Source organism: Myxococcus sp. MISCRS1 (assembly GCF_026626605.1).
Classification (GTDB): Bacteria; Myxococcota; Myxococcia; order Myxococcales; family Myxococcaceae; genus Myxococcus; species Myxococcus fulvus.
In genome coordinates this window covers 147,495-174,400 of record NZ_JAPNKB010000001.1, presented here as the reverse complement: position 1 = coordinate 174,400, position 26,906 = coordinate 147,495, and the positions used below count along the sequence as shown (strand labels likewise).

The following is a 26,906-nucleotide window of genomic DNA, read 5'->3' as shown; positions in this document are numbered from 1 at the left end:
TGCGGCGAAAGTGCCTTCCCCCTCCCTCAGTCCCCGAAGCTGATGCCCATGCTCTTCGCGAAGCGCACCAGCTCGCCGGAAGGGTCCACCCGGCGCTCCTTGCGCGACTCGCTCAGCGGTACCGCGACAATCTCTCCGGCGCGCAGGGCCACCATGTGGTCCCACTGTCCATCGCGCACCAGGTCCAGCACCTTGCAACCATAGCGCGTGGCGAGCACGCGGTCCGCCGCGCTCGGGCTCCCGCCACGCTGCAGGTGGCCCAGCACGTTGACGCGGATCTCCGCTTCCACGTGCTGCGCCAGCAGGTCCGCGCACACCTTGCCGGAGCCGCCCAGCCGCACCACGCCGCGTCCGGGCACGTCCTCGGCCTTGTCCAGCACGGCCAGCGTGCCGCCCACGGGGAAGGCGCCCTCGGAGATGGCGATGATGGAGAAGCTGCGGCGGCGCGTGGCCCTGCGGCGCAGCTTCTCCACGATGGACTCCACCCGGTAGGGAATCTCCGGGATGAGGATGACGTCCGCTCCGCCAGCAAGCCCGCTCTCGAGCGTGAGGAAGCCCGCGTGCCGGCCCATGATCTCCACCAGCATCACCCGGTCGTGCGCCTCCGCCGTGGAGTGCAGCCGATCCAACGCCTCCGTCACGATGAGCCGCGCGGTGTCGAAGCCGAACGTCTGGTCCGTCCCGCTCAGGTCGTTGTCGATGGTCTTCGGACAGCCCACCACCTTGAGGCCCTTCTCACTGAGCCGGTGGCCGATGGACAGCGTGCCGTCGCCGCCCACCGCGATGACTCCGTCGAGCTTCAGCGCCTCGCAGCGGCGCAGCACGGCGTCGGACACATCGCGCTCCACCCAACGTTCACCCTCCCTGAAGGCGTAGATGAACGGGTTGGCGCGGTTGGACGTGCCCAGGATGGTGCCGCCCTTGGGGAGGATGCCGCGCGTGTCCTCCTCGGTGAGGGGACGCGTGAGGTCGGGCTCCACCAGGCCCATGTAGCCGTTCTCGATGCCGACGAACTCGTGGCCGAACTCGTGCGTGCCCCGCTTGACGAGGCCGCGGATGAGCGCGTTGAGCCCGGGGCAGTCTCCGCCACCGGTGAGGACTCCGAGTCTCAGTGAACGGGCCATAGGGGTCGGACGCGGGTGTCAGAGGCAGGAGTGCCCACCATGACAGCGACGTCGGACCTGATGATAGGAGGCCCCCGCGCCGGGGTGCAACGCGCGAATCACCTCACGGATCGGATTTCCGAGTGGAAACGCGAGCTTCCATCAGTCCCGCTTGAGGCGGCGACGAGAGGCGACGCGGTCCAGCAGGGCCTGCAGACGGGGCTGGGGCGCCTTGGGCAGCGCCTTGTCTGTCGGAGATTGTAGGGGCATCTCCTTCGCCATCCGGTAGACCTCGATCAACCGCTCCTTGAAGAGCTCGTTGTCGGGGCGCTCCTGGACGGCGCGGCGGTAGGCGGCGGCCGCTCCCACGTAGTCCCCGAGGGCGAACAGGCGCTCACCCTCCTGGGCGGGTGAGGAGGGGCCGAGCGGGAGCTCAGGCTCCTCGGGCGGTCGGGAGGCCTCCAGCTTCTGGAGCTCCAGGGGCTGGAGGGACTCGCGGAGGTTGGCGAGCTTGTCGGCGAGCGCGCCGTCGTCCGGGAAGGCCAGGAGGAGCGCCTCATAGAGGTCGAGCGCCTCGACCAGCTCTCCACGGCGCAGCGCTCGGTCGGCGCGAGCCTCCATCTCCACCCGGGCTGCAGGATTCATCTCGGCGCGAGGTTACCCGTGCCCGACGGGGATGTCACAACGAAGGCGCGCGGGCCTGACTTCGCGGTGAGCCGGGCCGGTGGGCCTCATGCCCGTGAAGCCGTGTCTTCTGGGTATCCATGGGTTCATGCGGCCTGGCGCGTGAGTGGCCGCGTCCGGGGCTCGGGGGGCCTATGCTGCGCGGTGTGAGCCTCTCGTGGGTGGCAGGCGGGTGGTTGTTGCTGTCGGGCGCGCTCGGGACCGAGCTGCGGCGCGACGGCTACGTGCTGCGTCCGCCCGAGGGCTTCCACATGGTGCGGTGGGAGCCGTACACGGGCTCGGTGGCGGGGGCGGTGACGTTGGACGCGGAGACGCCGAGGGCCTTGTCCGCGGCGCTCGCGGATGGCGAGGGCCCGGAGGCCGCGACGATGTTGGTGTCGGTGGTGGAGCGCGGCTTCTCCGCGAGCCCGTCCGAGCGTGACGACTTCGCGTCGGCGGTGATGCAGCACTTCCAGCGGGAGCTGGGGGTGGTGCTGTCGCCGGAGCGCGTGGACCGGATTGGAGGCGATGCGCCGCGCGTGGAGGTGCTGGGGACGCTGCGGGACGCGGGGCAGACGCGCACGGTGCTGGTGGCGGGGCTCGCGTCCGAGGGGCGGCACGCGGTGGTCGTCGTCAGCGCGCCCGCGGTGCGCTGGGAGGTGCTGGCGCCGAGCGTCCGAGCCTCGCTGGAGACGTTCCGCCTGGAGCCGACGACGACGCCTGGCGTGGTTCCCCGGCGCTTGTTGGGCGCGCTCGCGGGGGCGCTGGCCGGTGCGCTGGTGGCGTCATACGCGGCGTGGCGCCGGGGGCGCGCGGGGCGGATGGCCTCCGAGTCGTGACGACCGCGCGGCTCGCGCACGAATGAATCCCCGGTGGCGCCCTGGGCGGCGCCGCGAGCGGGCCGCCTCGGAGGCGGGCGGGTCCCCGCGTGATGCCATCTGCTGGAGTGCGCGCCGGAGCCCGAGGAGCCGGCCCCGGCGCGCATTGCGTTTCAGGGCTTCACGTCACTGCGCACCCGGCTCGGGCAAGAGCGGGGGCACGGCGGTGGGCTTGCGGTGCTCATCCAGCGCCACGAGCACGAAGCGCCCGCGCGTGCACAGCTCCCGCGCGCCCGTGAGCAGGTCCTCGGCGAACATCTCCACGTCCACGGTGACGGAGGTGCGGCCCGTCGCCGTCACGCGGCTGACCAGCTCCACGAGCTGCCCCTGCTGCACGGGCATGTGGAAGTCCACGCGCTCGCTGGACGCGGTGACCACGGTGCGGCGCGTGTAGCGGCTGGCGGTGATGAACGCGGACATGTCCATCCACCTCAGGGCCTGACCTCCGAAGAGGGTGCCGTAGTGGTTGGTCTGATCGGGGAACACCATGTCCACCATCCGCGTCTCGGTGGCGGAGGAGGGGAGGGACGGCTGCATGTGACTCATGGACGGACTCCTGGCCCACGGGCCTCCCCGGACATGAAGACCTCCGAGGGCGGCGGTGGGCCGCGAGGGATGGCCTGACCTTCCCGCGAAGGCCGGGGGCGAAGCGCCACCCGGGGCGCTGTCCGCGTCCCAGATGGGCTCGAGGCAGGTTTTCGGGCTCCGTGGGCCTCCCACCACCCGCCCCTCATCGCGGCGCGTGCTGGCGTCCTAGGCGCCGTCCCTTCCCAGCCCTCGTCTGCCGAGGACCAGTGCGTTCGACGGCGTTCGTTCCCACTGACCGCTGCGGGGCAGCTCCGGATTCACACCGGATTCCCTTGCTAAACCTCGTGGACCCCCACGAGGCACCTCGGGCGGGGCGGACCCTACCCGCTGCCCGGCGCGTCGCCAACAGGGCAGGTGGGTCGACGAGCGCACCGGAGGCCTCATGCCCCGCCACTCGGTACCCCCGCGCGCGCGGCGCTGGGATAGCGTGCGCCGCATCCATGTTCGTCTTCCTCCTCGTCGCCGTGCTGGGGCAGGCGCCGGCCGTCGCCCCATCCGAACCGGGCGCGCCCTCCGCCGTCCGAAGCCAACCCGACGTCGTGCCCGCTCCCGCGCCCGAGCCGCCTCCGGCCGTGTTGCCCCCGGCCACCCACGAGCTCTTCCAGCGCATCCAGAACCGCGTCGCCCAGGTGCGCATCATCGAGCGCCGCTCGGGCACGCGCTCCTCCATCGGCTCCGCCTTCTTCGTCTCGGCCGACGGGTACGCCATCACCAACTACCACGTGGTCTCCGACGTGGTGCTCCACCCGGAGGACTACACCGCGCAGCTCGTGCTGCGCACCGGCGGGGAGCCCGTGCCCGCGCGCCTGGTGGACGTGGACGTGGTGCACGACCTGGCCGTCATCCGCATGGATGAACCGGTGAAGGACTACTTCGTCCTGGAGGACCGCGAGCCGCCCCAGGGCGCGCGCCTGTTCGCCATGGGCAACCCCCATGACCTGGGCACCACCATCGTCGAGGGCACGTACAACGGCTTCATCCAGGACTCGCTCTACGAGCGCCTGCACTTCAGCGGCGCCATCAACCCGGGCATGAGCGGCGGCCCGACGCTGACGGGGCAGGGCACCGTGGTGGGCGTCAACGTGGCCACCATGGGCAACCAGCTGGGCTTCCTGGTGCCGGTGCACCGCGCGAGGACGCTGCTCGGCCGGGCGCTGAAGATGGCGCCGGACGCGACGCCCGCGCTGCTGGAGACGGTGCGCGCGCAGCTCATCGAGAACCAGCAGCGGCTCACCGAGCAGATGCTCGCGGCCTCGCTGCCGAAGCAGACCCTGGGCAGCTACCACGTCCCGGGCCGCTGGATCCCCTTCCTCAAGTGCTGGGGCGACACGCCGCATGACCCGGAGGTGCCGTACACCGTGACGAACTACCAGTGCTCGTCCGAGGAGGACATCTACCTGTCCTCGCGGCACCGCACCGGCGTGGTGGCCTTCCTGCATCAGCAGGCCTCCAGCCAGGAGCTGGGCGCGCTGCGCTTCTCCGCGCTCTACACCGCGCTGTTCTCGCAGGACCCGGACACGGTGGAGGCCTCGCGCGAGGACGTCACCAACTTCCGGTGCACCTCCGAGTTCGTGGACGTGGGCGGGCTGCCCGTGCGCGCGGCCATGTGCCTGCGCGCGTACAAGCGCTTCCCGGGGCTCTATGACCTGGTGCTGCGCGCCGCCGCGCTCAACGCCAGCACCAGCGGGGTGGACACCAGCCTCACGCTGGGCGGCTTCACGGCGGACAACGCGCGCAAGCTGGCGCGCCGCTACCTGGAGGGGCTGTCGTGGACGAAGTGATCTTCCTGGAGGTGTTGGAGGGTGACTCCGTCCACACGCGTCACCGGCTGGATCGCTTCCCGGCCACGGTGGGCCGCGCGTACTCGAACGACGTCATCCTGGATGACCCGAAGGTCTCCGCCGAGCACCTGCGCATCGACCGCCGCGAGGACGGCGCGCTCGTGCTGCGCGACGTCGGCAGCGACAACGGCACCTGGCGCGTGCAGCCCTGGACGCAGCTGGCGGAGCTGGAGCTGGCGCCCGACACCCGCGTGGCGGTGGGGGACACGGTGCTGCGCTTCCGGGCCCGCAACCACGCGGTGCCGCCCACGGTGGTGAGCACCGTGTCCGGCGAGCCCCGCGAGCGCGTGTTCGAGCACCCGCGCGCCTTCCCCGTGGCGATGCTGTCCCTGCTGCTGTTCAGCGCGCTGGCGTCCTACCTGGGCAACTACGCGCGCACGGACTGGGGCGAGCTCACGGTGGCCCTGGTGATGCCCCTGACGCTCACGCTCCTGTGGGCCGGAGGCTGGGCGGTGGCCAGCCGCATCTCCCGTCGCCACTTCCACTACCGCGCGCACGCGACCATCGGCGCGCTGGTGCTGCTGGGCGCCGTCGCGCTGCCGCTGCTGGTGGCCGCGCTGGGCTTCAGCCTGGGCCTGGGCGCGAGCCTCTCTTGGGTGTACCACGCGACGTTCCTGCTCCTCATGGGCTGGGGGCTCTTCTGGCACCTGCGCTACGTGGCGCGGTGGGAGCCGGCGCGGCTGGTGCGGGTGCTCGTCGTGGTGACGCTGGCCTTCGGCGCCGTGTCGCGGGCGAACGATTTGCTGGGCAACGAGCCCTTCAGCACGTCGCTGGACTTCTCCCGCACGCTGCTGCCGCCCGTCTTCCGGGTGGCCCGGGCCCAGCCCGTGGAGTCCTTCTTCGAGGACCTGGACGGGCTCCAGGAGCAGGTGGACGCGCTCGCCAAGGAGGAGTAGCGCGCGACGACGCCCTGGGTGGGCTGGCGGTGTCAGACCTGGAAGGTAGCCTGCGTCGCTCGGGTGGTCGAGCGACCAGGAGGTCCAGGTGCGAGTGAGCGTGGCGCCGGAGCTGTCGTCGTTCCGGGAGGTGGCGCGTGGGTTGTTGGTGCGCGGCATGCCTCCGGACCGGGTGGAGTTCGAACAGGGGCAGGGGGCGTGGACGCAGTGGGTGGACCCGCTCCTGTCCGGTGGTGGCGCCCGGGCCGTCCCGGCGCTGCCCGCGGACTTCCTGTCCCTGGCGGAGAAGGTGGTGTGTCACCGGGATCCGGAGCGCTTCGCGCTGCTGTACCGCGTGCTGTGGCGGCTGACGCACGGTGAGCGGCGCCTCCTGGAGAAGGACGCGGACCGGGACGTCCAGCGGCTGCGGCGCATGGAGCGCGCGGTGCGGCGGGACCTGCGGGAGCTGGTGATTCGCGTCCGGTTCCATCGCGCCGCCTCGGATGGAGAGGCGCGCCATGTCGCGTGGTACCGGCCGGAGCACCTCGTCGTCCGGCTGGCCGCGCCCTTCCTCGTGGGGCGCTTCCCCTCGCTCCACTGGAGCCTCTTCACGCCGGACGCCAGCGCGCATTGGGACCGGGCGAGGCTGTCCTTCGGCGCGGGGCTCGTGTTCCCGGAGCCTGGGCCCTCCCCGGCCCGCGCCGCGTCGCCGGACCCGGTCCACGCGCGGCCGCGGGTGTTGCTGCTGGGGGACGTGCCCGGCACCCGGGAGGAGGGAGACGCGGCGTGCTTCGTGGGGCCCTCGGGCAGGCTGCTGGAGCTGGTCCTCGCGCGCGCGGGGCTGCGGAGCTCGGACCTGCGGGTGTCCCGGGCCCGCTGGCCGGGGCGTCGCTCGGGCGCGCTCAGCTGGCCGGAGACCCGGGCCCTGCGGGAGGAGCTGGCCTCGGAGGCGGCGCGGGTGCGTCCCCGGCTGCTGCTCGCGTTGGGCGGCGCCGCGGGGCAGGTGCTGCTGGGGCCGGGCTTCCGGCTGGACGTGGGGCGGGGGCGGCTGGTGCCCTCCGAATGGGCTCCCGGCGCGCTGGCCACCTTCGCGCCGTGGGACGTGCTGCGTCGGCAGGACCCTCGCGAGCGCGCGGAGGCCCGCATCCACTTCGAGGCGGACGTGCGCGCCGCGGCGCAGTGGCTGAAGAGCCCGGAGGCCCTGGGCTCCTGAGCGGACGCACGCGGGCGGCATCGACAACGCGCGAGGCCGCCCTCCATATCGACGGGGCCCCTGGATGATTGCGCTCAGGACGGCACTGGAGAGGGGCGCGTGAGCGCGGTGATAGCCTCGACCGGACCCAGGTGCGCTTCTCGGAGGGGACGCCATGCGTCGTTCAGCCCTGACCCTGTTGTTGCTGTTGTGCGCCGCGTGCGCGCGGACCTCGTCGGTGGTGCCGCGCCGCGGCCCCCCCGTCACCGTCGTCCCACCGGAGCTGGCGCTCGAGTCCGGTGACTCGCCCTGGGCCATCTCCATGCCCTTCGGCCTCGCGCAGGATGGCAGCGCGCTGGTGCTGCGCTTCCTGGAGCGGGCCGAGGCGTCCGGCGCGCGCTACCTCAGCAACGTGCAGGTGGTGTTCGTCGCGGACGACGCGGGCACGTCCATGGAGTGCCGGACGAAGCTGATGCCGGAGGGCACCATCCCCCCGTGGAGGCCGCTGATCCGCACCGCGATGGCCGCGGGCGAGTACGCGCCGCTGAAGCTCGTCAGCCGTCCCGTGCCGGACGTGGTGGTGAGCTGCCAGGAGACGTGGGCCGTCACCATGGTTCCCCAGGCCGTCCGCGTGTCCAACGTGGGTGGCGCGCACCCGGGAGAGCTCACCATCGGCGGCAACATGGTGCGCCGTCCGGAGGTGCGCTGCGGGCCGGTGGCGACCCTGCGCCTGCTCACGCGCTACGCCTTCGAGGACGCCGTCAGCTACGTGCCCCCGCGCATCGAGCGGATGGGCGAGCACCGCCCGGAGCTGAAGCTCCAGGAGACGGAGGCGGAGTGCTACCCGAGGGACCCGGCCTCTCCCGGCGTCAACCGCATCGAGGCGATGGCCTATGGCGGCGCCGGACCGCGCGCCGCGTTCCTGGACGGCCCCATGACCCCGATGGAGGCGCCCAGGTCCGCACCTCAGATGGACCTCTGAGGTGCCCTCGCGCGGCTCACATGCCGCGCAGCGCGTGGGGCTGGTAGGGCGCCTCGAGCTGCTGAAGCTCCTCCGCCGTGAGCTTGAGGTCCACGGCGCGCACGGCGTCCTCCAGGTGCTCCGGCTTCGTGGCGCCGATGATGGGCGCCGTCACCACCGGCCGTGACAAGAGCCACGCCAGGGCCACCTGCGCGGGCGGCACGTTGCGCGCCTCGGCCACCTTCCGGTTGGCCTCCGCCACCTCCCAGTCACCCGGCTGGTCATACAGCACGGGCGCGTACGCATCCGTCTTCGCGCGCGTCGTGGAGCTGCGGTCCGTGAGCGACTTGCGGGAGCCCGCGAGCAGCCCGCGCGCCAGGGGAGACCACGGGATGACGCCGATGCCCTCCGCCTCGCACAGGGGCAGCATCTCCCGCTCCTCCTCGCGGTAGACCAGGTTGTAGTGGTCCTGCATGGACACGAAGCGCGACCAGCCGTGCAGGTCCGCCACGCCCAGCGCGCGGGCGAACTGCCACGCGAACGTGGACGACGCGCCCAGGTAGCGCACCTTGCCCTGGTTCACGAGCTGATCCAACGCCGCCAGCGTCTCCTCCAGCGGCGTGTGCGGGTCCATCCGGTGGATTTGATACAGGTCGATGGTCTCCACCCCCAGGCGCTTGAGGCTCGCCTCGCACGCCTGGACGATGTGCTTGCGAGACAGGCCCCGCATGTTGGGCCCGTCCCCCATGGGGAAGTACACCTTGGTGGCGAGCACCACCTCCTCCATGCGCGCATACCGTCGCAGCGCACGACCCGTCACTTCCTCACTGACTCCCAGCGAGTACATGTCCGCGGTGTCGAAGAAGTTGATGCCCAGCTCCACCGCGCGGCGGAAGAAGGGCTGGGAGGCTTCCTCGTTCAGGACCCAGGGTCGCCAGGAAGGCGTGCCGTAGCTCATGCAGCCCAGGCAGAGGCGGGAGACACGCAGGCCGGTGCGGCCCAGCTGTGTGAACTTCATGAAGTGCTCCTCTCGTCGGTGACGCGGGCCGTGAATATGCAGCCTGCGAGCGCCGATGTGCTGGGTCATTCGTGATGACACGCCTTTTCTGGATGCCCCGAATCCATTAAAAGATAGGCGCATCCAGGGGACGCCAGTCGGTGCAGCCAAGACAACGCCCCCGGGTCGCTGGGACGCGTGTGTGCCGAGCTGAAACGGCTGGTGTCCTGCTGAAAAAATCCCCCCTCGGGACATCGACATGTATCTGCCGACTCGCGCTGCCCCCGCCTCCGCGTTCGTCCGTCCAGGTTCCGCCACGCTCGTGGATGTCTGTCGCATGCGAGCGTTCGATCAGCCCACGGACCCCATCTACACATTCGTCGATGAGGAGGGGGAGCACACCGTCACCTACGCGCAGCTGGATGCGCAGGTGCGGGCCGTGGCGGCCCGGCTCCAACGGGAGCTGGCTCCGGGAGAGCGCGCTCTCCTCATGTATCCGCCGGGGCGTGAGTACGTGGTGGGGTTCCTCGCGTGCCTGTATGCGGGCGTGGTGGCGGTGCCCGCGTATCCGCCGGACGTGATGCGGCTGGGCCGCACGCTGCCGCGCTTGCAGGCGCTGGTGGCGGATTGCGGCGCGAAGCTGGCGCTCACCACCTCCGGCATCTCGGAGCTGGTGGGGCCGCTCACCGAGGGCCTGGACGACCTGCGCGCGCTGCGCTGGTTGTCGACGGACGCGGTGCCGCTGTCGGAGGCGGACGGCTGGCGCGCGCCGGCGCTGAGCGACGCGACGGTGGCCTTCCTCCAGTACACGTCCGGCTCCACGGGCACGCCGAAGGGCGTGGTGCTGGCGCATCGCCAGTTGATGCACAACAGCGAGCTCATCGCGCACGGCTTCGACGCGAGCCCGTACCCGCGAGTCGTCTCGTGGCTGCCGCCGTATCACGACATGGGGCTCATCGGCGGCATCCTCCAGCCGCTGTACCGGGACATGCATGTGTCGCTGATGTCGCCGATGTTCTTCCTCCAGCGCCCCATGCGCTGGCTGGAGACCCTCTCCCGCCATGGAGGGACGGTGAGCGGCGGGCCCAACTTCGCGTTCGACCTCTGCGTGCGCAAGAGCACACCCGAGGAGCGGGCCGCCCTGGACCTGAGCCGTTGGGAGGTGGCGTTCTGCGGCGCGGAGCCGGTGCGCGCGGAGACGATGGAGCGCTTCGTCCAGGCCTTCGCGCCCTCGGGCTTCCGGCGTGAGGCGCTCTATGCCTGCTATGGCCTGGCGGAGGGGACGCTCATCGTCACGGGGCGCAAGCGCGTCGCGGCCCGTCCCGTGGACCTGGTGGTGCGAGACTTCTCGCGCGAGGCGCTGGAGCGCGGCGAGGCGCGCCGTCCGGAGCCGGGCGCCGAGGGTGTGACGCTGGTGGGCAGCGGCGAGGTGCTGGGCACGCAGGTGCTGCGCGTGGTGGACCCGGTGACGGGGGAGCAGAAGGCCCCGGGGCAGGTGGGCGAGCTGTGGTTGCAGGGGCCGAGCGTGGCGGAGGGCTACTGGCAGCGCCCCGAGGAGACGGAGCGGACCTTCCACGCGCGCATCGCGGGCACGGGTGAAGGACCCTTCCTGCGCACCGGAGACCTGGGCGTCGTCGACGGTGGCGAGGTCTTCGTCACGGGGCGCCTGAAGGACGTGCTCATCCTGCGCGGCCGCAACCTCTACCCGCAGGACGTGGAGCTGACGGTGGAGCGCAGCCACCCGGGCCTGCGCCCGGGCTGTGGCGTCGCGTTCTCGGTGGACGTGAAGGGCGAGGAGCGGCTCGTCGTCGTCCAGGAGGTCTCCGGCAAGGCGGTGGAGGCCGGGGCCGTCGAGGAGGCGGTGGCGCGCATCCAGGCCTCGGTGGCGGAGGAGCATGGCGTGGCGGCGCTCGCGGTGGTGCTCATCGCCGCGGGCAGCCTGCCGAAGACCTCGAGCGGCAAGGTGCAGCGGCGCGTCACCCGGCAGACGTTCCTGGAGGACGGGCTGGAGGTGGTGCACGCCTGGCGGGAGGGGAGGGTGGATGCGCACGCGCCGGACGCCGGTCCGCGCGAGCCCGTGTCGACGACGCAGGATGGAGACGTGCTCGCGTGGCTCCGGGAGGAGCTGTCGCGCAGCCTCGGTGTCGCGCCGGGTGGGCTGGATGCCGACGAGCCGCTCACACGCTACGGCCTCGACTCGTTGCGCGGGCTGGATGTGATGCACGCCGTGCAGCAGGCGTGGAAGGTGTCGCTGCCGCCCACGTTGTTGCTGCAGGGGCCCAGCCTGCGCGAGGTGTCCGCGTGGGTGGAGCGCATGCGGGGCACGGCGGAGGCGTCGTCCGCGACCGCGGGTGCCGAGGACTCGACGCCCCACGTCTCGGACGGGCAGCGAGCGCTGTGGTTCCTCCAGCGACTCGCGCCCGGTGCCACCGCGTACCACATCACGAGGGCCGTGCGGCTCTCGCCGCGGGTGGACCTGGCCGTCCTGGAGCGTTCGTTCAACGCGCTCGTCGCCCGTCACCCGGTGCTCGCGTGCGCGTTCCCCGAGGAGAAGGGCGAGCCCGTGTGGCGCGCCGCGACGGCGCCGGTGTTGGAGCAGGAGTCCGCGCGAGGCTGGACGGAGCAGGTGCTCCACGAGCGACTGGTGTCGGAGTCACATCGGCCGTTCGACCTGGAGCGTGGGCCGCTGCTGCGGCTGCGTGTCTTCACGGACGTGGAAGGGGGGCCGGTGTTGTTGATGGTCCTCCACCACCTGGTCACCGACTTCTGGTCGCTGGAGGTGTTGGCCGAGGAGCTGGGCGTGCTCTACACGGCGGGGAGACGCGGGGTGCCCCCTCTGCTCCCCGCGCCTGCTCCCGCGGTGGGGCCCATCCTCCGGGCGGAGGAGGCCCGATACACGGGGGCCCGGGGCGAGGCGCTCCAGTCCTGGTGGCGTGAGCGGCTGAGCGGCGAGCTGCCCGTGTTGGAGCTGCCCACCTCGCGTCCCCGGCCCCGGCTCCAGTCGTTCCGTGGCGGGACGGTGTCCTTCCGTGTGGAGGCGGAGACGGCGTCGCGGCTCGTGTCATTGGGACAGGCGAAAGGCGCCACGCCATTCATGGTGCTGCTCGCGGGCTACCTCGCGTTCCTGCGTCGCTACACGGGACAGGAGGACCTGGTGGTGGGCACGCCCACGGCGGGCAGGTCGCGCGCGGACCTGGCGCGACAGGCGGGGTACTTCGTCAACCCGGTGCCCCTGCGCGCGCGGGTGGCACGCGGGGTGTCCTTCTCCGGCTTGCTCGCGGAGGTGCGAGGCACGGTGCTGGAGGCACTGGAGCACCAGGAGCTGCCCTTCGCGCGCCTCGTCGAGCGGCTCCAGCCGAGACGTGATGCGTCCCGTCCACCCGTCTTCCAGACGATGTTCGTGCTGCACTCGGGACGTCCGGGGCGCGAGGCGCTCGCGCCGTTCGCGCTCGGCGGCGCGGGGGCCCGCGTGAGGCTCGGCGAGCTGGAGCTGGAGTCGGTGCCGCTGCGCAACCAGGCCTCGGCCTTCGACCTCACGCTGTCGATGGCCGAGTCGTCTGGCGGCTTCGAGGCCAGCCTGGAGTACTGCTCGGACCTCTTCGACACCGAGCTCGCGGAGCGCATGGCCCGGCACCTTCGCGGGCTGTTGGACGCGGTGTCGCGAGCGCCTGAGACGCCGGTGCTGGACCTGCCGTTGCTCGATGAGGAGGAGCGACGCGCCACGCTCGCGCTGGGGCGGAGGCCCGCGGCGCCCCGGCCCCCCGAGCCGCGAGGGCTGCACGAGGCCTTCGAGTCCTGGGCGGTGAAGACGCCCGACGCCGTGGCGCTGGTCGCGGGCGCCACGAACTGGACGTACCGCGAGGTCAACGAATGGGCGGACCGGATCGCGAGCAGGTTGCGTCATCAGGGTGTCGGGCCGGAGGGGCGCGTCGCGACGTTGTTCGAGCGCGGTGGACCCGAGGCGGTCATCGCGTTCCTCGCGGTGCTCAAGGCGGGCGGCGTGGTGATGCCGTGCGAGCCCTCGCATCCTCCCGAGCGCATCTCCTGGTTGTTGCAGGACTCGGGGGCACGTTGGTTGCTCTCGCAGGACCGACTCGCGCGGAGGCTCGAGGTCCCCGCGGGGGTGATGTCGCTGCGTTGGGAGGAGTACGGCGCTCGTGACGCGCAGGCCGAACCCTCCGCCGAGCGGACCCCCTCCGTGCCGACGCTGGAGGGCGCGGCGTACCTCATCTACACCTCCGGGAGCACGGGGCGTCCCAAGGGGGTGCTGGTGCCGCATCGCGGGGCCCTGCACCTCGCGGAGGCGATGGGCCAGCGCTTCAACCTGGGGCCTGGCGCGCGGGTGCTCCAGTTCGCCTCGCCGGTCTTCGACGCCTCCGTGTCGGAGTACCTCCAGGCGCTCACGACGGGCTCGACGCTGCACCTGCCCCCATCTGGTGAGGTGCTCGCGGGAGAGGCCCTGCACCGAATCCTCCGTGAGCAACGCATCACCCACGCGACGCTGCCCCCGTCGGCCTGCGCGCTGTTGCCCGATACTCCGTTGCCCGATTTGCGGATGCTCATCTCCGCGGGAGAACCCTGTCCCGAGGACCTGGTGACGCGCTTCGCGCCGGGTCGGGAGATGGTCAATGCGTACGGCCCCACCGAGGCCACGGTGTGCTCCACCTGCGCCACGTGTCGGGCCGGGGAGGGGGCGCCGGACATCGGTCGGCCGCTGCCTCATGTCGACGCCTATGTCCTCGACGAAGCCCTGCGGCCCGTCCCCTCGGGCGTCGCGGGCGAGCTGTACGTGGGCGGTCCCCTGGTGGCCCGCGGCTACCTGGGGCGCCCGGAGCTGACGGCCGAGCGCTTCGTTCCGGACCCCTATGCCGACGAGCCGGGGGCGCGGCTGTATCGCACGGGAGACGTGGCGCGCTGGCGCGCCTCCGGTCACCTGGAGCTGCTCGGCCGCGTGGACGCGCAGGTGAAGCTGCGTGGGTTCCGCATCGAGCCGGGCGAAGTGGAGTGCGCCCTGCGTGAGCTCGCTGGCATGCGCCAGTCACACGTGCGCGTGTGGAGCCCGCCGTCGGGTGGTGAGCCTCGACTGGTGGCGTACGTGGTTCCTCCGGAGGCGGGGATGCCGCCGCCGGGCGAAGTGCGCGCGAGCTTGCGGGCGCGCCTGCCGGAGTACCTGGTCCCCGCGGACTTCGTCGTCCTGGAGGCGCTGCCCGTGTTGTCCAGCGGCAAGGTGGACACGCGGGCCCTGCCACCGCCGACGCGCGCGACGCCGCAGGAGGGCGCGCCGCGCACGCCGCTGGAGGAGACGCTGGCCAAGGCCTGGGCGGAGACGCTCGGCTTCCCGGCGGTCAGCATCCACGCGCACTTCTTCGACGACCTGGGCGGCAGCTCGCTGTCGGCGGTGCGCGCGTGCGCCCGCCTGCGCGAGGCGCTCGGTCGTGATGTCCCCATCACCCACTTCTTCGAACACCCCACGGTCCAGGACTTGGCTCGGAGGCTGTCCTCCGAGTCGGAGCCCGGGACGCAGGCCGTGAAGCACCAGGAGCGCGCGGAGGCCCGTCGTCAGGCCCTCCAGCGTCGCGGCGGAAGGAACAACCGAGATCATGGCTGACCAGGACCAGACGGGCGGTAGCGGCAACGACATCGCGATCATCGGCATGGCGGGCCGCTTCCCCGGCGCCGCGAACGTGCGGGACTTCTGGCGCAACCTCCTCGACGGCGTGGAGTCCATCTCCCTGCTGAAACCCGAGGAGCTGGAGGTCTCGCCGTTGGTGCCGGAGTCCCTGCGGCGTCACCCGGACTTCGTGCCGATGGCCAGCGTGCTGGAGGACGCGGACGCGTTCGACGCGGGCTTCTTCGATGTGCCTCCTCGCGAGGCGCTGTGGATGGATCCCCAGCAGCGCGTGTTCCTCGAGTGCGCCCACGCGGCCCTGGAGGACGCGGCCTATGACCCCGCGCGCTACACCGGGAAGATCTCCCTGTACGCGGGCGCGGGGCCGTCGCTGCACACGATGGGCATGTTGGGGCAGGGGCAGCTGGACCCGGCCTCGCTCTACGAGGTGATGGGCACCTCGGGCGAGAACCTGGCCACCAAGGCCTCGTTCAAGCTGCGGCTGCGCGGCGAGAGCCTCGCGGTCTACACGGCGTGCTCCACGGGCCTCGTGGCCGTCCACATGGCCTGCCAGAGCCTGCTCCTGCGCCAGTCCGACATCGCGCTCGCGGGCGCGGTGCGGGTCTCGCTTCCGCAGCGCACGGGCTACCTCTTCCAGGAGGGGATGATCCTCTCCCCGGACGGGCACTGCCGCGCGTTCGACGCGAAGGCCGCCGGCACGGTTCCGGGCAATGGCGCGGCGGCGGTGGTGCTCAAGCCGCTGGAAGACGCGCTCCGGGATGGGGACCACGTCTATGCCGTCATCCGAGGCTCCGCGCTGAACAACGACGGTGGCCTGAAGGTCGGCTACACGGCGCCCAGCGTCGAGGGCCAGGCGGATGCGATTGGCGAGGCGCTCGCCTACGCGGGGCTCACCGCGGACGACATCGGCTACGTCGAGGCGCACGGCACCGGCACGGCGCTGGGTGACCCCATCGAGGTGGCGGCGCTCACCCGCGCGTTCCGTCGCGACACGGACCGAAAGGGCTACTGTGGCCTGGGCTCGGTGAAGACGAACGTCGGTCACCTGGACACGGCGGCCGGGCTCGTGGGCCTCATCAAGACGGCCCTCGTGTTGTCGGAGGAGGAGCTGCCGCCCACGCTCCACTTCACGACGCCCAACCCCTCCATCGACTTCGCGAACAGCCCGTTCACCGTCGTCGCCGAGCGCAAGCCCTGGCCCCGGGGCGAGGTGCCTCGGCGCGCGGGCGTGAGCTCGTTCGGCATCGGCGGCACCAACGCGCACGCGGTGCTGGAGGAGGCGCCTCGACGCGAGCCCTCGGCCGCGAGCACCCGGCCCTCACAGGTCGTCACCCTGTCCGCCCGGAGCGAGCAGGCGCTCTCCGCGTCCCTGCGCGAGCTGGCGGACTGGTTGGAGACCGCGTCGCCGGACGTGTCCCTCGCGGACGTGGCCTTCACGCGCAACCGGGGGCGCGGCGCCTTCGAGCACCGGCTCTCGGTGACGGCGACGGACCGCGCGGAGCTCATCAAGAAGCTGCGCGGCAAGAACACCCCGCGGGTCCTGGAGGACGTGGCCGCGGCCCGCGAGCGTCGCGTGGCCTTCCTGTTGCCGGGGCAGGGCGCGCAGTCGCTCGGCATGGGGCGGGAGCTGTACGGCGCGGAGCCGCGCTTCCGCGAGACGGTGGAGGCGTGCCTGACGCAGCTGGGACCCGCGCTGGAGAAGGAGCTGCGGGGCGTCCTGCTGCCGGGCGCGGGCGAGGAGGCCGCCGCGCGAGAGGCCTTGAAGGACCCCCGCCTGTCGCTGCCCGCGTTGTTCTGCGTGGAGTACGCGCTGGCGAAGCTCTGGGAGTCGTGGGGCGTCCAGGCGCACGCGCTGTTGGGACACAGCTTCGGTGAGTACACGGCGGCGTGCCTCGCGGGTGTCCTGCCGCTGGAGGACGCGCTGACGCTGGTGGTGACGCGCGGGAGGCTGATGGCCCGCATGCCTCCGGGCAGCATGACGGCGGTGGGGTGCGCGGAGGAGGTCATCCGTCCGCTCATCACGGGGACGCTGTCCCTGGCGGCCGTGAACGCGGCGGAGCGCTGCGTCGTCTCGGGCCCGACGTCGGAGGTGGAGGCCCTGGAGCAGGAGTTGCTCGTGCGCGGCATCGCCGTGATGCGGCTGCCCGCGGGCCACGCGTTCCACTCCGTGGCCGTCGAGCCGCTGATGGACGAGCTGAAGAAGGTCGTGTCGGGCCTGCGGCTCTCGGCGCCTCGGGTGCCGTACGTGTCCAGCGTGACCGGCACGTGGATTCGTCCGGAGGAGGCGACGGACCCTGCCTACTGGGCCCGCCAGATGCGCGCGCCGGTGCGCTTCGCCGATGGCATGGAGACGCTGAAGCAGGACGGCGTGGCCGTGTTCCTCGAAGTGGGACCGGACCAGGCGCTCACCGCGCTGGCGAGACTGGCGCTCACGGGCCCCTCGGGACGCGTGGTGTCTTCGTTGCCGCGCTTGAACATGAAGGTGTCCGAGCACGGCGTGCTCATGGCGGCCGTGGGCGCGCTGTGGGAGTCCGGGCTGGCGCTGGACTGGAAGCAGTTCTACGCGCACGAGCGGCGACGCCGCGTGTCCCTGCCGACGTACCCCTTCCAGCGGCAGCGCTTCGCCCTGGAGGCGCCCAGGCTGCCCGTGGCCGCTGTCGCCACGCAGCCCGTCGCGCCCGTTCCCGTCGCCGAGCCCGTCCGTGTCGAGCCCCCTCGGGAGGACGTCGCGGTGCCAGGCGACAAGGCCGCGCCGCGCACCGAGGTGGAGCGAGGCGTGCTCGCCATCTGGCGCGAGCGGCTGGGCCGCGCCGACTTCGGCATCCACGACGACTTCCTGGAGCTGGGTGGCAACTCGCTGATGGCGGCGCAGATGCTCACGCGGCTGCGCGAGGCGTTCCCGGTCCAGCTCCCGCTGAGTGACTTGTTCGAGGCGCCCACCGTCGCGGGCGTGGCCGCGCGCATCCAGGCGCGGATGGGGACGCAGAGCGCGGCGGGGAAGGCGGGCGTGCTCCCTCCGCTCGTCCCCATTCCTCGCGATGGCGAGCTGCCGCTGTCGGTGGTGCAGGAGCGCGTCTGCGCGCTGGAGCAGGCGCTCCCCGGCAACCCCGCGCTGAACATGTCGGCGACGTTGCGACTGTCCGGTGTGCTCGACGTGGCGCTGTTGAAGCGCTCCCTGGAGGCCATCGCGCAGCGGCACGAGGCCCTGCGCACGACGTATCCCATCATCGGTGGTCGCACCGTGCAGCGCGTCTCCGCCGAGCCTCGCGTCCCCCTCGTCGTGGACTCGTTGAAGGCGCTCTCCCCGGAGGCGCGCGAGACGCAGTGGCGTGAGCGGGTGTACGAGGAGATGGCCCGGCCGTTCGACCTGGCCCAGGGGCCGGTGGTGCGCGCCCTGTTGCTCGAGCTGGAGGAGCGCGAGTACGTCCTGGTCGTCTCGGTCCACCACGTGGTGTGTGACACGTGGTCCCTGGTGGTGATTGGCGGCGAGCTGGGGGCCTTCTACGGCGCGTTCCAGCGGGGTGAGCCCGCGCCGCTGCCCGCGCTGTCCATCCAGTACATCGACTACGCGGCCTGGCAGCAGAAGGCGCTGCTGTCGGGCGCGTTCGCGGAGCAGACGCAGGCGTGGCGGGAGCGACTGGTGGAGCTGCCCGGGCCGCTGGAGCTGCCCGTGGACCTGCCTCCCACCGACGGGCCCGCGCTGAGTGGTCGGCGCAGGAACGTCGGCTTCCCCGAGGCGCTGACGGGCGCGGTGCATGCGCTGGCGAAGCGTGAGGGCGTCACCTCGTTCATGGTGCTGCTCGCCTCGTGGAAGGTGTTGCTGGCCCGTTGGGCGGGGCGTGACGACATCGTGGTGGGGACACCCATCGGCAACCGGAGTCGCCCGGAGCTCGAGCCGCTCATCGGCTACGTGGCGCACGCGGTGCCGCTGCGCACGGACCTGTCGGGAGACCCGACGTTCCGTGAGCTCATCGGCCGGGTGCGGGACGTGGTGGTGGAGGCGTACTCCCAGCCGGACGTGCCCTACGAGCACCTCATCCGCGAGGTGGAGCCCACGCGAAACCCGGGACGCGAGCGCGTCTTCGACACGCTCTTCATCCTGCATCCCCGCTTCGATGCGAACCTGGAGCTGCCCGGGCTGCGAATGCGCATCGTCGAGGTGGAGGACGGGCCGGCGCAGTTCGGCAACGTGCTGTCGCCGCTGTCGGTGTCGATGGGCGAGGACGCGGGCGGCTTCACCGGCACGCTCGACTACGCGTCGGAGCGCTTCGCGCCGGAGACGATGGCGCGGCTCGTCGCGCACTGGACGTCGCTGCTGACGGCGGCGGTGGAGGACCCCGAGCAGCGGCTCTCCTCGCTCCCGCTGGAGCACGTGGCCCCGAAGCCCCTCGTGCCCGCGCGGGAGGAGCCGCGCACGCTCGCGGCGCTCTTGGATGCCCGGTCCTCGGAGGCGCTCGACCGCGTGGCCCTGTCGGTGGAAGGTGGCGCGGACGTCACGTGGCGGGAGCTGCGCTCGGAGGCGAAGCGACTGGCGTCGGAGCTGCGTGCGAAGGGCGTGAAGCCCGAGGTGCTGGTGGCCCTCTGCCTGGAGCCGTCGGTGGAGCGCGTGGTGGCGCTCTGGGCGGTGATGGAGGCGGGAGGCGCGTACGTGCTCCTCGGCGCGCCGCAGCTCAAGGAGCTGTCCGCGCTGGCGCCCGAGGGGAGCCTGCCGCCGGTGTTGCTGACGCACGAGCGGTTGCAGACGAGCGTCCCGTTGGACCCGGACCGCGTCATCCGGGTCCGGCTGTCCTCGCAGCTCGACATGCCGCGAGCCTTCAAGCTCTTCCCGGTGCTGCCGTCGCGGATGCCGCCGGAGACGATGGTCTGCCTGGAGACGCTCGTCGCGCCCTCGGGTGAGCGGCTGCGCGCCGTGCACACGGTGCGGACGGTGGACGCGCTGTTCCGACGTCTCGATGGGGACGGCGTGGCCGGGGAGGGGACATGGCTGGCCGCGGAGGAGACGGGCTCACCGGGGACGGGCCTGGAGTTGTTGTGGGCGCTGACGCGGGGCCTGCGCGTGGTGCTGCCATCGGAGCGGGCGCGCCTGGTGTTCTCCTCGGCGCGCTCCGCGGGAGAGCGGCCCGGTCCGGACTTCAGCCTGTCCTTCTTCGCGAACGACGAGGACTCGCTGGGGGGGCGCAAGTACCGGCTGCTGCTGGAGGGCGCGAAGTACGCGGACACGCACGGCTTCTCCGCGATGTGGACGCCGGAGCGGCACTTCCACTCCTTCGGCGGCCTGTACCCGAGACCCGCGGTGGTGGGCGCGGGCGTGGCCACGGTGACGGAGCGGCTGGGCATCCGCGCGGGCAGCGTGGTGTTGCCGCTGCATGACCCCGTCCTCGTCGCCGAGGAGTGGTCCGTCCTGGACAACCTGTCCAACGGCCGCGTGGGTGTGTCCTTCGCCTCGGGCTGGCACGCGAACGACTTCGTCTTCGCGCCGGACCGCTACGCGAAGCGCAAGGAGGTCATGTTCAAGGGCATCGAGGAGGTGCGCACGCTGTGGCGTGGCGGCTCGGTGCTCCGACGCAACGGCGCGGGGGACGAGGTGGAGGTGTTCCTGCGCCCGCGGCCGGTGCAGAAGGCGCTGCCCTTCTGGCTCACGGCGGCGGGGAGCCCGGACACGTTCCGCATGGCGGGCGAGCTGGGGGCCTACGTCCTCACGAACCTGATGGGGCAGAACCTGGAGGACCTGGCCTCGAAGGTCGCGCTCTACCGCGAGGCGTGGCGGCAGCACGGCCACCCGGGCCGGGGCCATGTGAGCCTCATGATGCATGCGTACCTGGGGACGGACGAGGCCGAGGTCCGTCGGCGCGTGCGCAAGCCGTTGCTCGATTACTTCCGCAGCTCGGTGGACATCCTCCAGGCCTTCGCGTCCAGCCTCGGTTTGAAGGGGGACCTGCGCACGCTGACGAACGCGGACGTGGATGCCCTGCTGGAGCACGGGCTCACGCGCTACGTGGAGGAGGGCGGCCTGTTCGGTACGCCGGACACGTGCGGGCCGGTGGTGGAGCGGGTGCGGAAGCTCGACGTGGACGAGCTCGCGTGCCTCGTGGACTTCGGCGTCGAGGTGGAGGCGACGCTCGAAGGACTCGTGCACCTGAACACGCTGCGGCGTCGGTATTCACCGAGGCCCTCCGCCGCGATTCCGGGCATGGCCATCCAGGAGGGGCCTGGGGCCGCGGCGTCGCTGCTGTCGCTGGTGCGGCAGACGCAGGCGACGCACCTGCATGTGACGGCGTCGCTGGCGCGAGCGCTGGCGGAGCTGCCGGACGCCTCCGAGGCCCTGAGCCCGGTCCGTCATGTCCTGGTCGAGGAGGCGAAGGAGGACGTCACCGCCGCGCTGGCGCACGTGCTCTCCGCCCAGGTGTCCCGGCGTGACCCGCTGCTCGGCGTGGGCGCCTGGATTCGCGCGGGCGCGATGGAGGACTCCGGCTGGGAGGTGGTCGATGCGCAGGGCCGCCCGGTGCCGGTGGGCGTCGTGGGTGAGCTGGCCGTCACGGGGGAGCGCGCGCCTCGGGGGCTCTGGAATGCACCCGCGACCTCCGCGCTGCGCGCGCTCTCCGGCGCCGTCACGGGCTTCTCCCTGGGACGCAGGGCGCGCCGTCGCCTGGATGGAACGGTGGAATTGTTGGCACCCGTCCGGGGGCCTTCACGTCGACCGAAGCCACCCCGCGTCGCCCCGCAGTCCTCGGCACCGACGAAGCGCGAGGGCCCTCCGCCCATCCCGCGCATCTCGCGCGAGCAGCCGTTGGCGCTCTCGTTCGCGCAGCAGCGCCTCTGGTACCTGGACCGGCTGGAGCCGGGGAACGTCGCGTACAACAACTCGGTGATGCTGTCGCTGAGCGGCCCGGTCGACGCGGCCGCGCTCCAGCGGGCCCTGGAGGAGGTCGTGCGGCGCCACGAGGCGCTCCGGACCACCTTCTCCATGTCCGACTCGGGCGCGGTGCAGCACATCACCGCGCCGGGCCCGCTGCCACTCCCGCTCTCCACCCTCGAGGAGGATGTGTCGGTGGAGGCCTGGGCCAGGGCCGAGGCGCGCAAGCCGTTCGACCTGGAGCAGGGACCGCTGTTCCGCACGTCGCTGCTGCGCGTCCACGAGCAGGAGCACGTGCTGCTCATCGTGATGCACCACATCGTCTCGGACGGCTGGTCCTCGGGCGTGTTGTTCCACGAGCTGGCCACGCTGTACGCGGCGAACATCGAGGGCCGGCAGGCCACGTTGCCCACGCTGCCGGTGCAGTACGCGGACTACGCGGCCTGGCAGCTCGAATGGATGCGGGGCCCCGAGCTCGCGGCCGAGCAGGCCTGGTGGCGTGACGTCCTCGCGGACGTGCCCGTGCTGCGACTGCCGACGGACCGTCCCCGTCCTCCCGTGCAGACGTACCCGGGGGCGCGTCACGCCATCCGCATCCCGCGCGCGCTCACCGAGTCCCTGACGTCCATGGGCCGACGTGAGGGCGCCACGCCGTTCATGGTGTTGATGGCCGCGTGGCAGACGCTGCTCCATGCGTACTCGGGGCAGGACGACTTCGCGGTGGGCACGCCGGTGGCGGGCCGCAACCGGCCGGAGGTGGAGCCGCTCATCGGCTGCTTCATCAACTCCATCGCCCTGCGCGCCGACCTGTCGGGGGACCCCACGCTGACGGAGGTCATCGGGCGGGTGCGCCGCGCGGCGCTCGGTGGCTTCGGGCACCAGGAGGTGCCGTTCGAGAAGCTGGTGGACGCGCTGCACGTGGCGCGCGACCTGAGCCACACGCCCATCTTCCAGACGATGCTGGTGCTGCACAACACGCCGCCCATCGAGCTGTCCATGGCGGGCCTGCGTCTGGGGAGCCAGGTGGTCCACACCGGCTTCACCAAGCTGGACCTCACGCTGGAGCTGGTGGAGTCCAAGGACGGCCTCTCCGGAGGCATCGAGTACAACACCGACCTCTTCGACGCCGAGACCATCCGCCGCCTCTCCGGTCATCTGGTGGGACTGCTGGAGCAGCTGGCCGCGCGTCCCGAACAGCGGGTCTCCCAGCTCAGCCTCCTGTCCGAGGCGGAGCGTCATCAGCTCCTCGTGGAGTGGGGACCGACGCCCCTGCCGGAGCCCACGGCGGCGGAGACGGTGTCGTCGCGCTTCGCGGCGCGGGCCGCGAGTGTGCCGGACGCCGTGGCGGTGGAGGACGACTCGCGCCGCCTCACGTACCGGGAGGTGGAGTCGCTCTCCTCGCGACTGGCCTCGGCGGTGAGCGCGCTGGGGGCGGGGCAGGGCGCGGTGGTGGCGCTCGCGTTGGCCCAGCCCACGGACGTCGTGGCCGCGATGCTCGGCGTGCTGCGCGCCGGAGCGGCGGTGGTGGTGCTGGACCTGGAGCACCCGGCGGAGCGGCTCGCGCGCATCCTCGAGGACACGAAGGCCTCCGTGGTGGTGACGTCGGGCGCCTGGCGTGCACGGGTGCCCGAGCGTGAGGGCCTGTCGGTGGTGACGGTGGAGTCGCTGCCGACGACTGTCGGAGCGCTGCCGCCGATGCCCGAGCCGCATCACGCGGCGTGCGTCGTCTACACGTCGGGTTCGACGGGACGTCCGCGCGGCGTGGTCATCGAGCATCGCCAGCTGGTGTCCGCCACGCGGGCCCGACAGGCGGTCTACGGGGCTCCGGGCGTCGTGTTGTCCCTGGCGCCGTTCACCTTCGATGCCTCCCTGGCGGGCCTGTTCTGGTCGCTCTTCGAGGGCGGAACGCTGCGCTATCCCGACGTGGAGGAGCGCGAGGACCCCAGGAGGCTGGCGGAGCTGGTGGCGAGGGCGCGCGTCACGCACCTCATCTCCGTGCCGGCGCTCTATGCGCAGGTGCTCGCGGCGGCGCCCGCGGGTGGACTGTCGGGCCTGCGCGCGGTGAGCGTGGGCGGCGAGGCGTGCGCGGTGGAGCTGGCGCAGGCGCACCATGAGGCCCTGCCCACGGTTCCGCTGTTCAATGAGTATGGTCCCACCGAGGCGACCATCTGGAGCACGGTGCACCGTGTCCAGAAGGACGAGCAGGGCAGTGTGCCCATCGGCCGCGCGGTGCCGGGCGCGAGGGTGTACCTGCTCGACTCGCGGCGAGGGCTCGCGCTGCCCGGTGCACCGGGCGAGGTGTACGTCGGCGGCGGCGGTGTCGCGCGAGGCTACCTCGGTCAGCCCGAGCTCACCGCCGAGCGCTTCGGCGTGGACCCGTTCGACGCGCGTCCCGGAGCGCGCATGTACCGCACCGGCGACGTGGCGCGCTGGCGTCGGGACGGGACGCTGGAGTTCCTGGGGCGCGCGGACTCGCAGGTGAAGGTGCGTGGCTTCCGCATCGAGCCCGGTGAGGTCGAAGCGGCGCTGCTCGCGAATCCGGAGGTCCGCGAGGCCTCGGTGGTCGCGCGAGCGGACGGTGGGCCCAAGCGACTGGTGGCCTACGTGGTGGCCTCGGCCGTCGAGCCGGGGGAGGCCGTGTCCTCGGGCGCGCTGAAGTCCTGGCTGCTCTCGCGGCTGCCGCCCTACATGGTGCCGTCGACGTACGTGACGCTCGCGTCGCTGCCTCGTACGCGGCACGGCAAGGTGGACACGCGCGCGCTGCCCGTGCCCGAGTCCCAGGTGACGAAGTCGACGAGCGCGTCGAGCACGGGGCCGCGCACCGAGGTGGAGGAGCGGCTCGCGGCGCTGTGGAAGGAGGTGCTCAACGTGGACCGCGTCGGCATCCACGATGACTTCTTCGAGCTGGGAGGCGACTCCATCCTCGGCTTGCAGATCGTCACGCGGGCGCGCGCCGCCGGGCTGGAGCTGTCACCGAAGCAGCTCTTCCAGAACCCCACGGTGGCCAGGCTCGCCGCGGTGGCGGGGACGCGGCTCACGGTGCAGGCCGAGCAGGGGCCCGTGGTGGGCCCCGTATCCCTCACGCCCATCCAGCGCTGGTTCTTCGAGCTGGAGCTGGAGGACCCCGACCACTGGAACATGTCGCTGATGTTCCAGTCCCGCACGCCGTTGGACGCGGCGCTGCTGGAGCGCGCCCTGGCGCACGTGGTGGAGCACCACGACTCGCTCCGCCTGCGCTACGCCAGGACGGCGGACGGCTGGCATCAGACGTCCGAGGCTCCCGGGGCGCCCATCCCGCTGGAGCGCGTGGACCTGTCCGACGTGCCGCGCGAGGCCCTGGCAAGCACGCTGGAGCAGCGGGCGATGGCGCTGCAGCAGTCGCTGTCGTTGGACGGCGCCATGATTCGGGCCGCGCTGCTGGAGCCCGGGGATGGCGAGCCCGTGCGACTGGTGCTGGCGGTCCACCACCTCGCGGTGGACGCGGTGTCGTGGCGCATCCTGGTGGAGGACCTGTCCACCGCGTATGCGCGACTCGCCGAGGGTGCGCCGGTGCGGCTGCCGCCGAAGACGACCTCGTACCAGGCCTGGGCGCGGGGACTGGAGACGCTGGCGGGCTCGGAGAAGCTGGGCGCCGAGCGCACGTGGTGGCGCGAGCGTCCATGGTCCGAGGTGGCGCGGCTGCCGCGGGACTTCCAGGAGGGCGGCAACACCGAGTCCACGGCGCGCACGGTGCAAGTGGCGCTGGATGCGGAGCGGACGAAGGCGCTGCTGCACGACGTGCCGAAGGCCTGGCACACGCAGCCCCAGGACCCGTTGCTGACGGCCCTGGCGCAGGCGCTGTCCGCGTGGACGGAGCGGGGCATCGCGCTGGTCGACGTGGAGGGCCATGGTCGCGAGGAGGTGCTCCCGGGCGTGGACGTGTCGCGCACGGTGGGCTGGTTCACGCGCGTCTTCCCGGCGCTGCTGGATGTGCGTGAGGCACGCGGGCCCGGTGAGGCGCTGCGCGGCGTGAAGGAGTCGCTGCGCGCGGTGCCGACGCAGGGCATGGGCTGGGGCCTCCTTCGCTACGTGGCGCGGGACGCCGCGCTGGCGGAGTTGCCCCGGGCGGAGGTCGGCTTCAATCACCTGGGACAGGTGGACGGCCTCGTCGGAGCGGAGGGGCCCTTCACGCTCGCGCCGGAGAGCGAGGGCTTGCGGCAGCGCGCGGCGAGCTCGCGTCGGCCGTACCTGTTGGATGTGACGAGCGTGGTGCGAGAGGGCCGGCTGGAGGTGACGTGGACCTTCAGTGAGGCGGTGCACCGTCGTGAGACGGTGGTGCGAGTGGCGGAGGACTTCGTGGCGCGGCTGCTGGCCTTGATCCAGGCCTCGAGCGCTCCGGACGCGGGCGGGCATTCTCCGTCCGACTTCCCTCTCGCGAAGGTGAAGCAGTCGCAACTCGACAAGCTGGCGGCCCGGTTCGGAAAGAAGACGCGATGAGCGACAACATCGAGGACCTGTACCCGCTGTCGCCCCTCCAGGGCGGCATGCTCTTCCACGCCATCTCCGAGCCCGGCAAGGGCCTCTACTTCAACCAGCTCGTCTGTGAGCTGCGAGGCGCGCTGGACGTGGAGGCCTTCGCCGCCGCGTGGCGTGGCGTGGTGGCGGCGCATCCCGTGCTGCGCACCGCGCTCGTCTGGGACGACGTGGACGAGCCGGTCCAGGTCGTGCTGCGCGAGGTGGACCTGCCCCTGCGCGAGGAGGACTGGCGGGACCTGTCCCCGGAGGGCTTCGAGGCGCGGCTGGAGACCTTCCTGGCAAAGGACCGGCAGGAGGGCTTCGATTTGTCGCAGGCGCCGCTGATCCGCCTGACGCTCCTGCGCGCCGCGGACCGGGTGTATCGCTTCGTCTTCAGCCACTCGCACCTGGTGCTGGATGGCTGGTCCGTGCCGTTGGTGGTGAAGGACTTCTTCACGCTGTACGAGGGGACGGTCGCGGGCCGCGCTCCGAGGCTCGCGCCTCCGCGTCCCTTCGGTGACTACCTGGGGTGGCTGGCCGAGCATGACCTGAAGACCTCGGAGGACTTCTGGCGCCGGGAGCTGGCGGGGTTCCACGAGCCCACTCCGACGGGCGCGGGCGTTGGCGAAGGCGAGGGCCGGGCCACGCTCATCCGCCACCTGTCCGAGCAGACCACGGCCGCGCTCAACGCCTTCACGCGTCGCCACGGCGTCACCCTGAGCACCGTGGTGCAGGCCGCATGGGCCCTGGTGCTCGGGCGCCTGTCGGGCTCTGAGGACGTCGTGTTCGGCACCACCGTCTCCGGTCGTCCTCCGGACCTGGCGGGCGTGGA

General features: G+C 72.2%; 12 protein-coding genes and 1 riboswitch (1 of these 13 only partly in view). Of the genes, 8 read left to right on the top strand and 4 right to left on the bottom strand.

The genetic code is table 11. The features are described from left to right. Positions 1-26: 26 nt before the first annotated feature. Both OWM54_RS00540 and OWM54_RS00535 read right to left on the bottom strand, forming a co-directional pair. Positions 27-1,124: a 6-phosphofructokinase gene (locus OWM54_RS00540; protein WP_223749899.1), complete on the bottom strand. Its 1,098-nt coding sequence runs from the start codon at positions 1,122-1,124 to the stop codon at positions 27-29. 141 nt (positions 1,125-1,265) lie between these two features. Then, a complete protein-coding gene (locus tag OWM54_RS00535; RefSeq protein WP_141330997.1) occupies positions 1,266-1,748 on the bottom strand; it encodes a hypothetical protein in 483 nt (160 codons plus the stop codon). A gap of 173 nt (positions 1,749-1,921) precedes the next feature. On the opposite strand from OWM54_RS00535, the gene OWM54_RS00530 reads away from it, so the two are divergent. Beyond that, a complete protein-coding gene (locus tag OWM54_RS00530) occupies positions 1,922-2,605 on the top strand; it encodes a hypothetical protein (RefSeq protein WP_420715304.1) in 684 nt (227 codons plus the stop codon). Positions 2,606-2,770: 165 nt separating this feature from the next. Here OWM54_RS00530 and OWM54_RS00525 read toward each other — a convergent pair whose 3' ends face one another. After that, the gene (locus OWM54_RS00525; RefSeq protein ID WP_223749898.1) at positions 2,771-3,190 is read right to left on the bottom strand and encodes an acyl-CoA thioesterase; all 420 of its coding nucleotides are present in this window, start codon (positions 3,188-3,190) and stop codon (positions 2,771-2,773) included. A gap of 125 nt (positions 3,191-3,315) precedes the next feature. Beyond that, positions 3,316-3,554, bottom strand: a riboswitch (cobalamin riboswitch). A gap of 118 nt (positions 3,555-3,672) precedes the next feature. On the opposite strand from OWM54_RS00525, the gene OWM54_RS00520 reads away from it, so the two are divergent. The 4 genes from OWM54_RS00520 (at position 3,673) to OWM54_RS00505 (ending at position 8,122) form a co-directional block, all read left to right on the top strand. Further along, positions 3,673-5,013: a S1C family serine protease gene (locus OWM54_RS00520; protein ID WP_267696318.1), complete on the top strand. Its 1,341-nt coding sequence runs from the start codon at positions 3,673-3,675 to the stop codon at positions 5,011-5,013. Next, positions 5,001-5,969: an FHA domain-containing protein gene (locus OWM54_RS00515; RefSeq protein ID WP_223749896.1), complete on the top strand. Its 969-nt coding sequence runs from the start codon at positions 5,001-5,003 to the stop codon at positions 5,967-5,969. The genes OWM54_RS00520 and OWM54_RS00515 overlap by 13 nt, the downstream gene beginning before the upstream one ends. A gap of 88 nt (positions 5,970-6,057) precedes the next feature. Continuing rightward, positions 6,058-7,161: a DUF4130 domain-containing protein gene (locus OWM54_RS00510; RefSeq protein WP_267696317.1), complete on the top strand. Its 1,104-nt coding sequence runs from the start codon at positions 6,058-6,060 to the stop codon at positions 7,159-7,161. A gap of 154 nt (positions 7,162-7,315) precedes the next feature. Continuing rightward, complete coding sequence (locus OWM54_RS00505) at positions 7,316-8,122, top strand: hypothetical protein (protein WP_267696316.1); 807 nt, start codon at positions 7,316-7,318, stop codon at positions 8,120-8,122. Between the two features lie 16 nt (positions 8,123-8,138). On the opposite strand, the gene OWM54_RS00500 is transcribed toward OWM54_RS00505, so the two are convergent. Further along, positions 8,139-9,119, bottom strand: coding sequence for an aldo/keto reductase (locus OWM54_RS00500; RefSeq protein ID WP_223749893.1), 981 nt, complete (start codon positions 9,117-9,119; stop codon positions 8,139-8,141). A gap of 316 nt (positions 9,120-9,435) precedes the next feature. Here OWM54_RS00500 and OWM54_RS00495 point away from each other — a divergent pair, with 316 nt between their 5' ends. The 3 genes in view from OWM54_RS00495 to OWM54_RS00485 are tightly spaced (each overlapping or abutting the next) and all read left to right on the top strand, a layout consistent with a single transcriptional unit that may run on beyond the window. Continuing rightward, positions 9,436-14,706, top strand: a complete 5,271-nt coding sequence (locus OWM54_RS00495; RefSeq protein WP_267696315.1) for a non-ribosomal peptide synthetase — start codon at positions 9,436-9,438, stop codon at positions 14,704-14,706. Beyond that, positions 14,699-26,056: a type I polyketide synthase gene (locus tag OWM54_RS00490; RefSeq protein ID WP_267696314.1), complete on the top strand. Its 11,358-nt coding sequence runs from the start codon at positions 14,699-14,701 to the stop codon at positions 26,054-26,056. The genes OWM54_RS00495 and OWM54_RS00490 overlap by 8 nt, the downstream gene beginning before the upstream one ends. After that, on the top strand, positions 26,053-26,906 hold the beginning of the coding sequence (locus tag OWM54_RS00485) for a non-ribosomal peptide synthase/polyketide synthase (RefSeq protein WP_267696313.1). It continues 17,413 nt past the right edge of the window; only the first 854 of its 18,267 coding nucleotides appear in the window; it begins with the start codon at positions 26,053-26,055; its stop codon lies beyond the right edge, outside the window. The genes OWM54_RS00490 and OWM54_RS00485 overlap by 4 nt, the downstream gene beginning before the upstream one ends.

Coding starts and splice junctions, on each gene's coding strand:
- OWM54_RS00540 (WP_223749899.1), bottom strand. CDS start 1,124: ATGGCCCGTTCACTGAGACTCGGAGTCCTCACCGGTGGCGGAGACTGC.
- OWM54_RS00535 (WP_141330997.1), bottom strand. CDS start 1,748: ATGAATCCTGCAGCCCGGGTGGAGATGGAGGCTCGCGCCGACCGAGCG.
- OWM54_RS00530 (WP_420715304.1), top strand. CDS start 1,922: ATGCTGCGCGGTGTGAGCCTCTCGTGGGTGGCAGGCGGGTGGTTGTTG.
- OWM54_RS00525 (WP_223749898.1), bottom strand. CDS start 3,190: ATGAGTCACATGCAGCCGTCCCTCCCCTCCTCCGCCACCGAGACGCGG.
- OWM54_RS00520 (WP_267696318.1), top strand. CDS start 3,673: ATGTTCGTCTTCCTCCTCGTCGCCGTGCTGGGGCAGGCGCCGGCCGTC.
- OWM54_RS00505 (WP_267696316.1), top strand. CDS start 7,316: ATGCGTCGTTCAGCCCTGACCCTGTTGTTGCTGTTGTGCGCCGCGTGC.
- OWM54_RS00500 (WP_223749893.1), bottom strand. CDS start 9,119: ATGAAGTTCACACAGCTGGGCCGCACCGGCCTGCGTGTCTCCCGCCTC.
- OWM54_RS00495 (WP_267696315.1), top strand. CDS start 9,436: ATGCGAGCGTTCGATCAGCCCACGGACCCCATCTACACATTCGTCGAT.
- OWM54_RS00490 (WP_267696314.1), top strand. CDS start 14,699: ATGGCTGACCAGGACCAGACGGGCGGTAGCGGCAACGACATCGCGATC.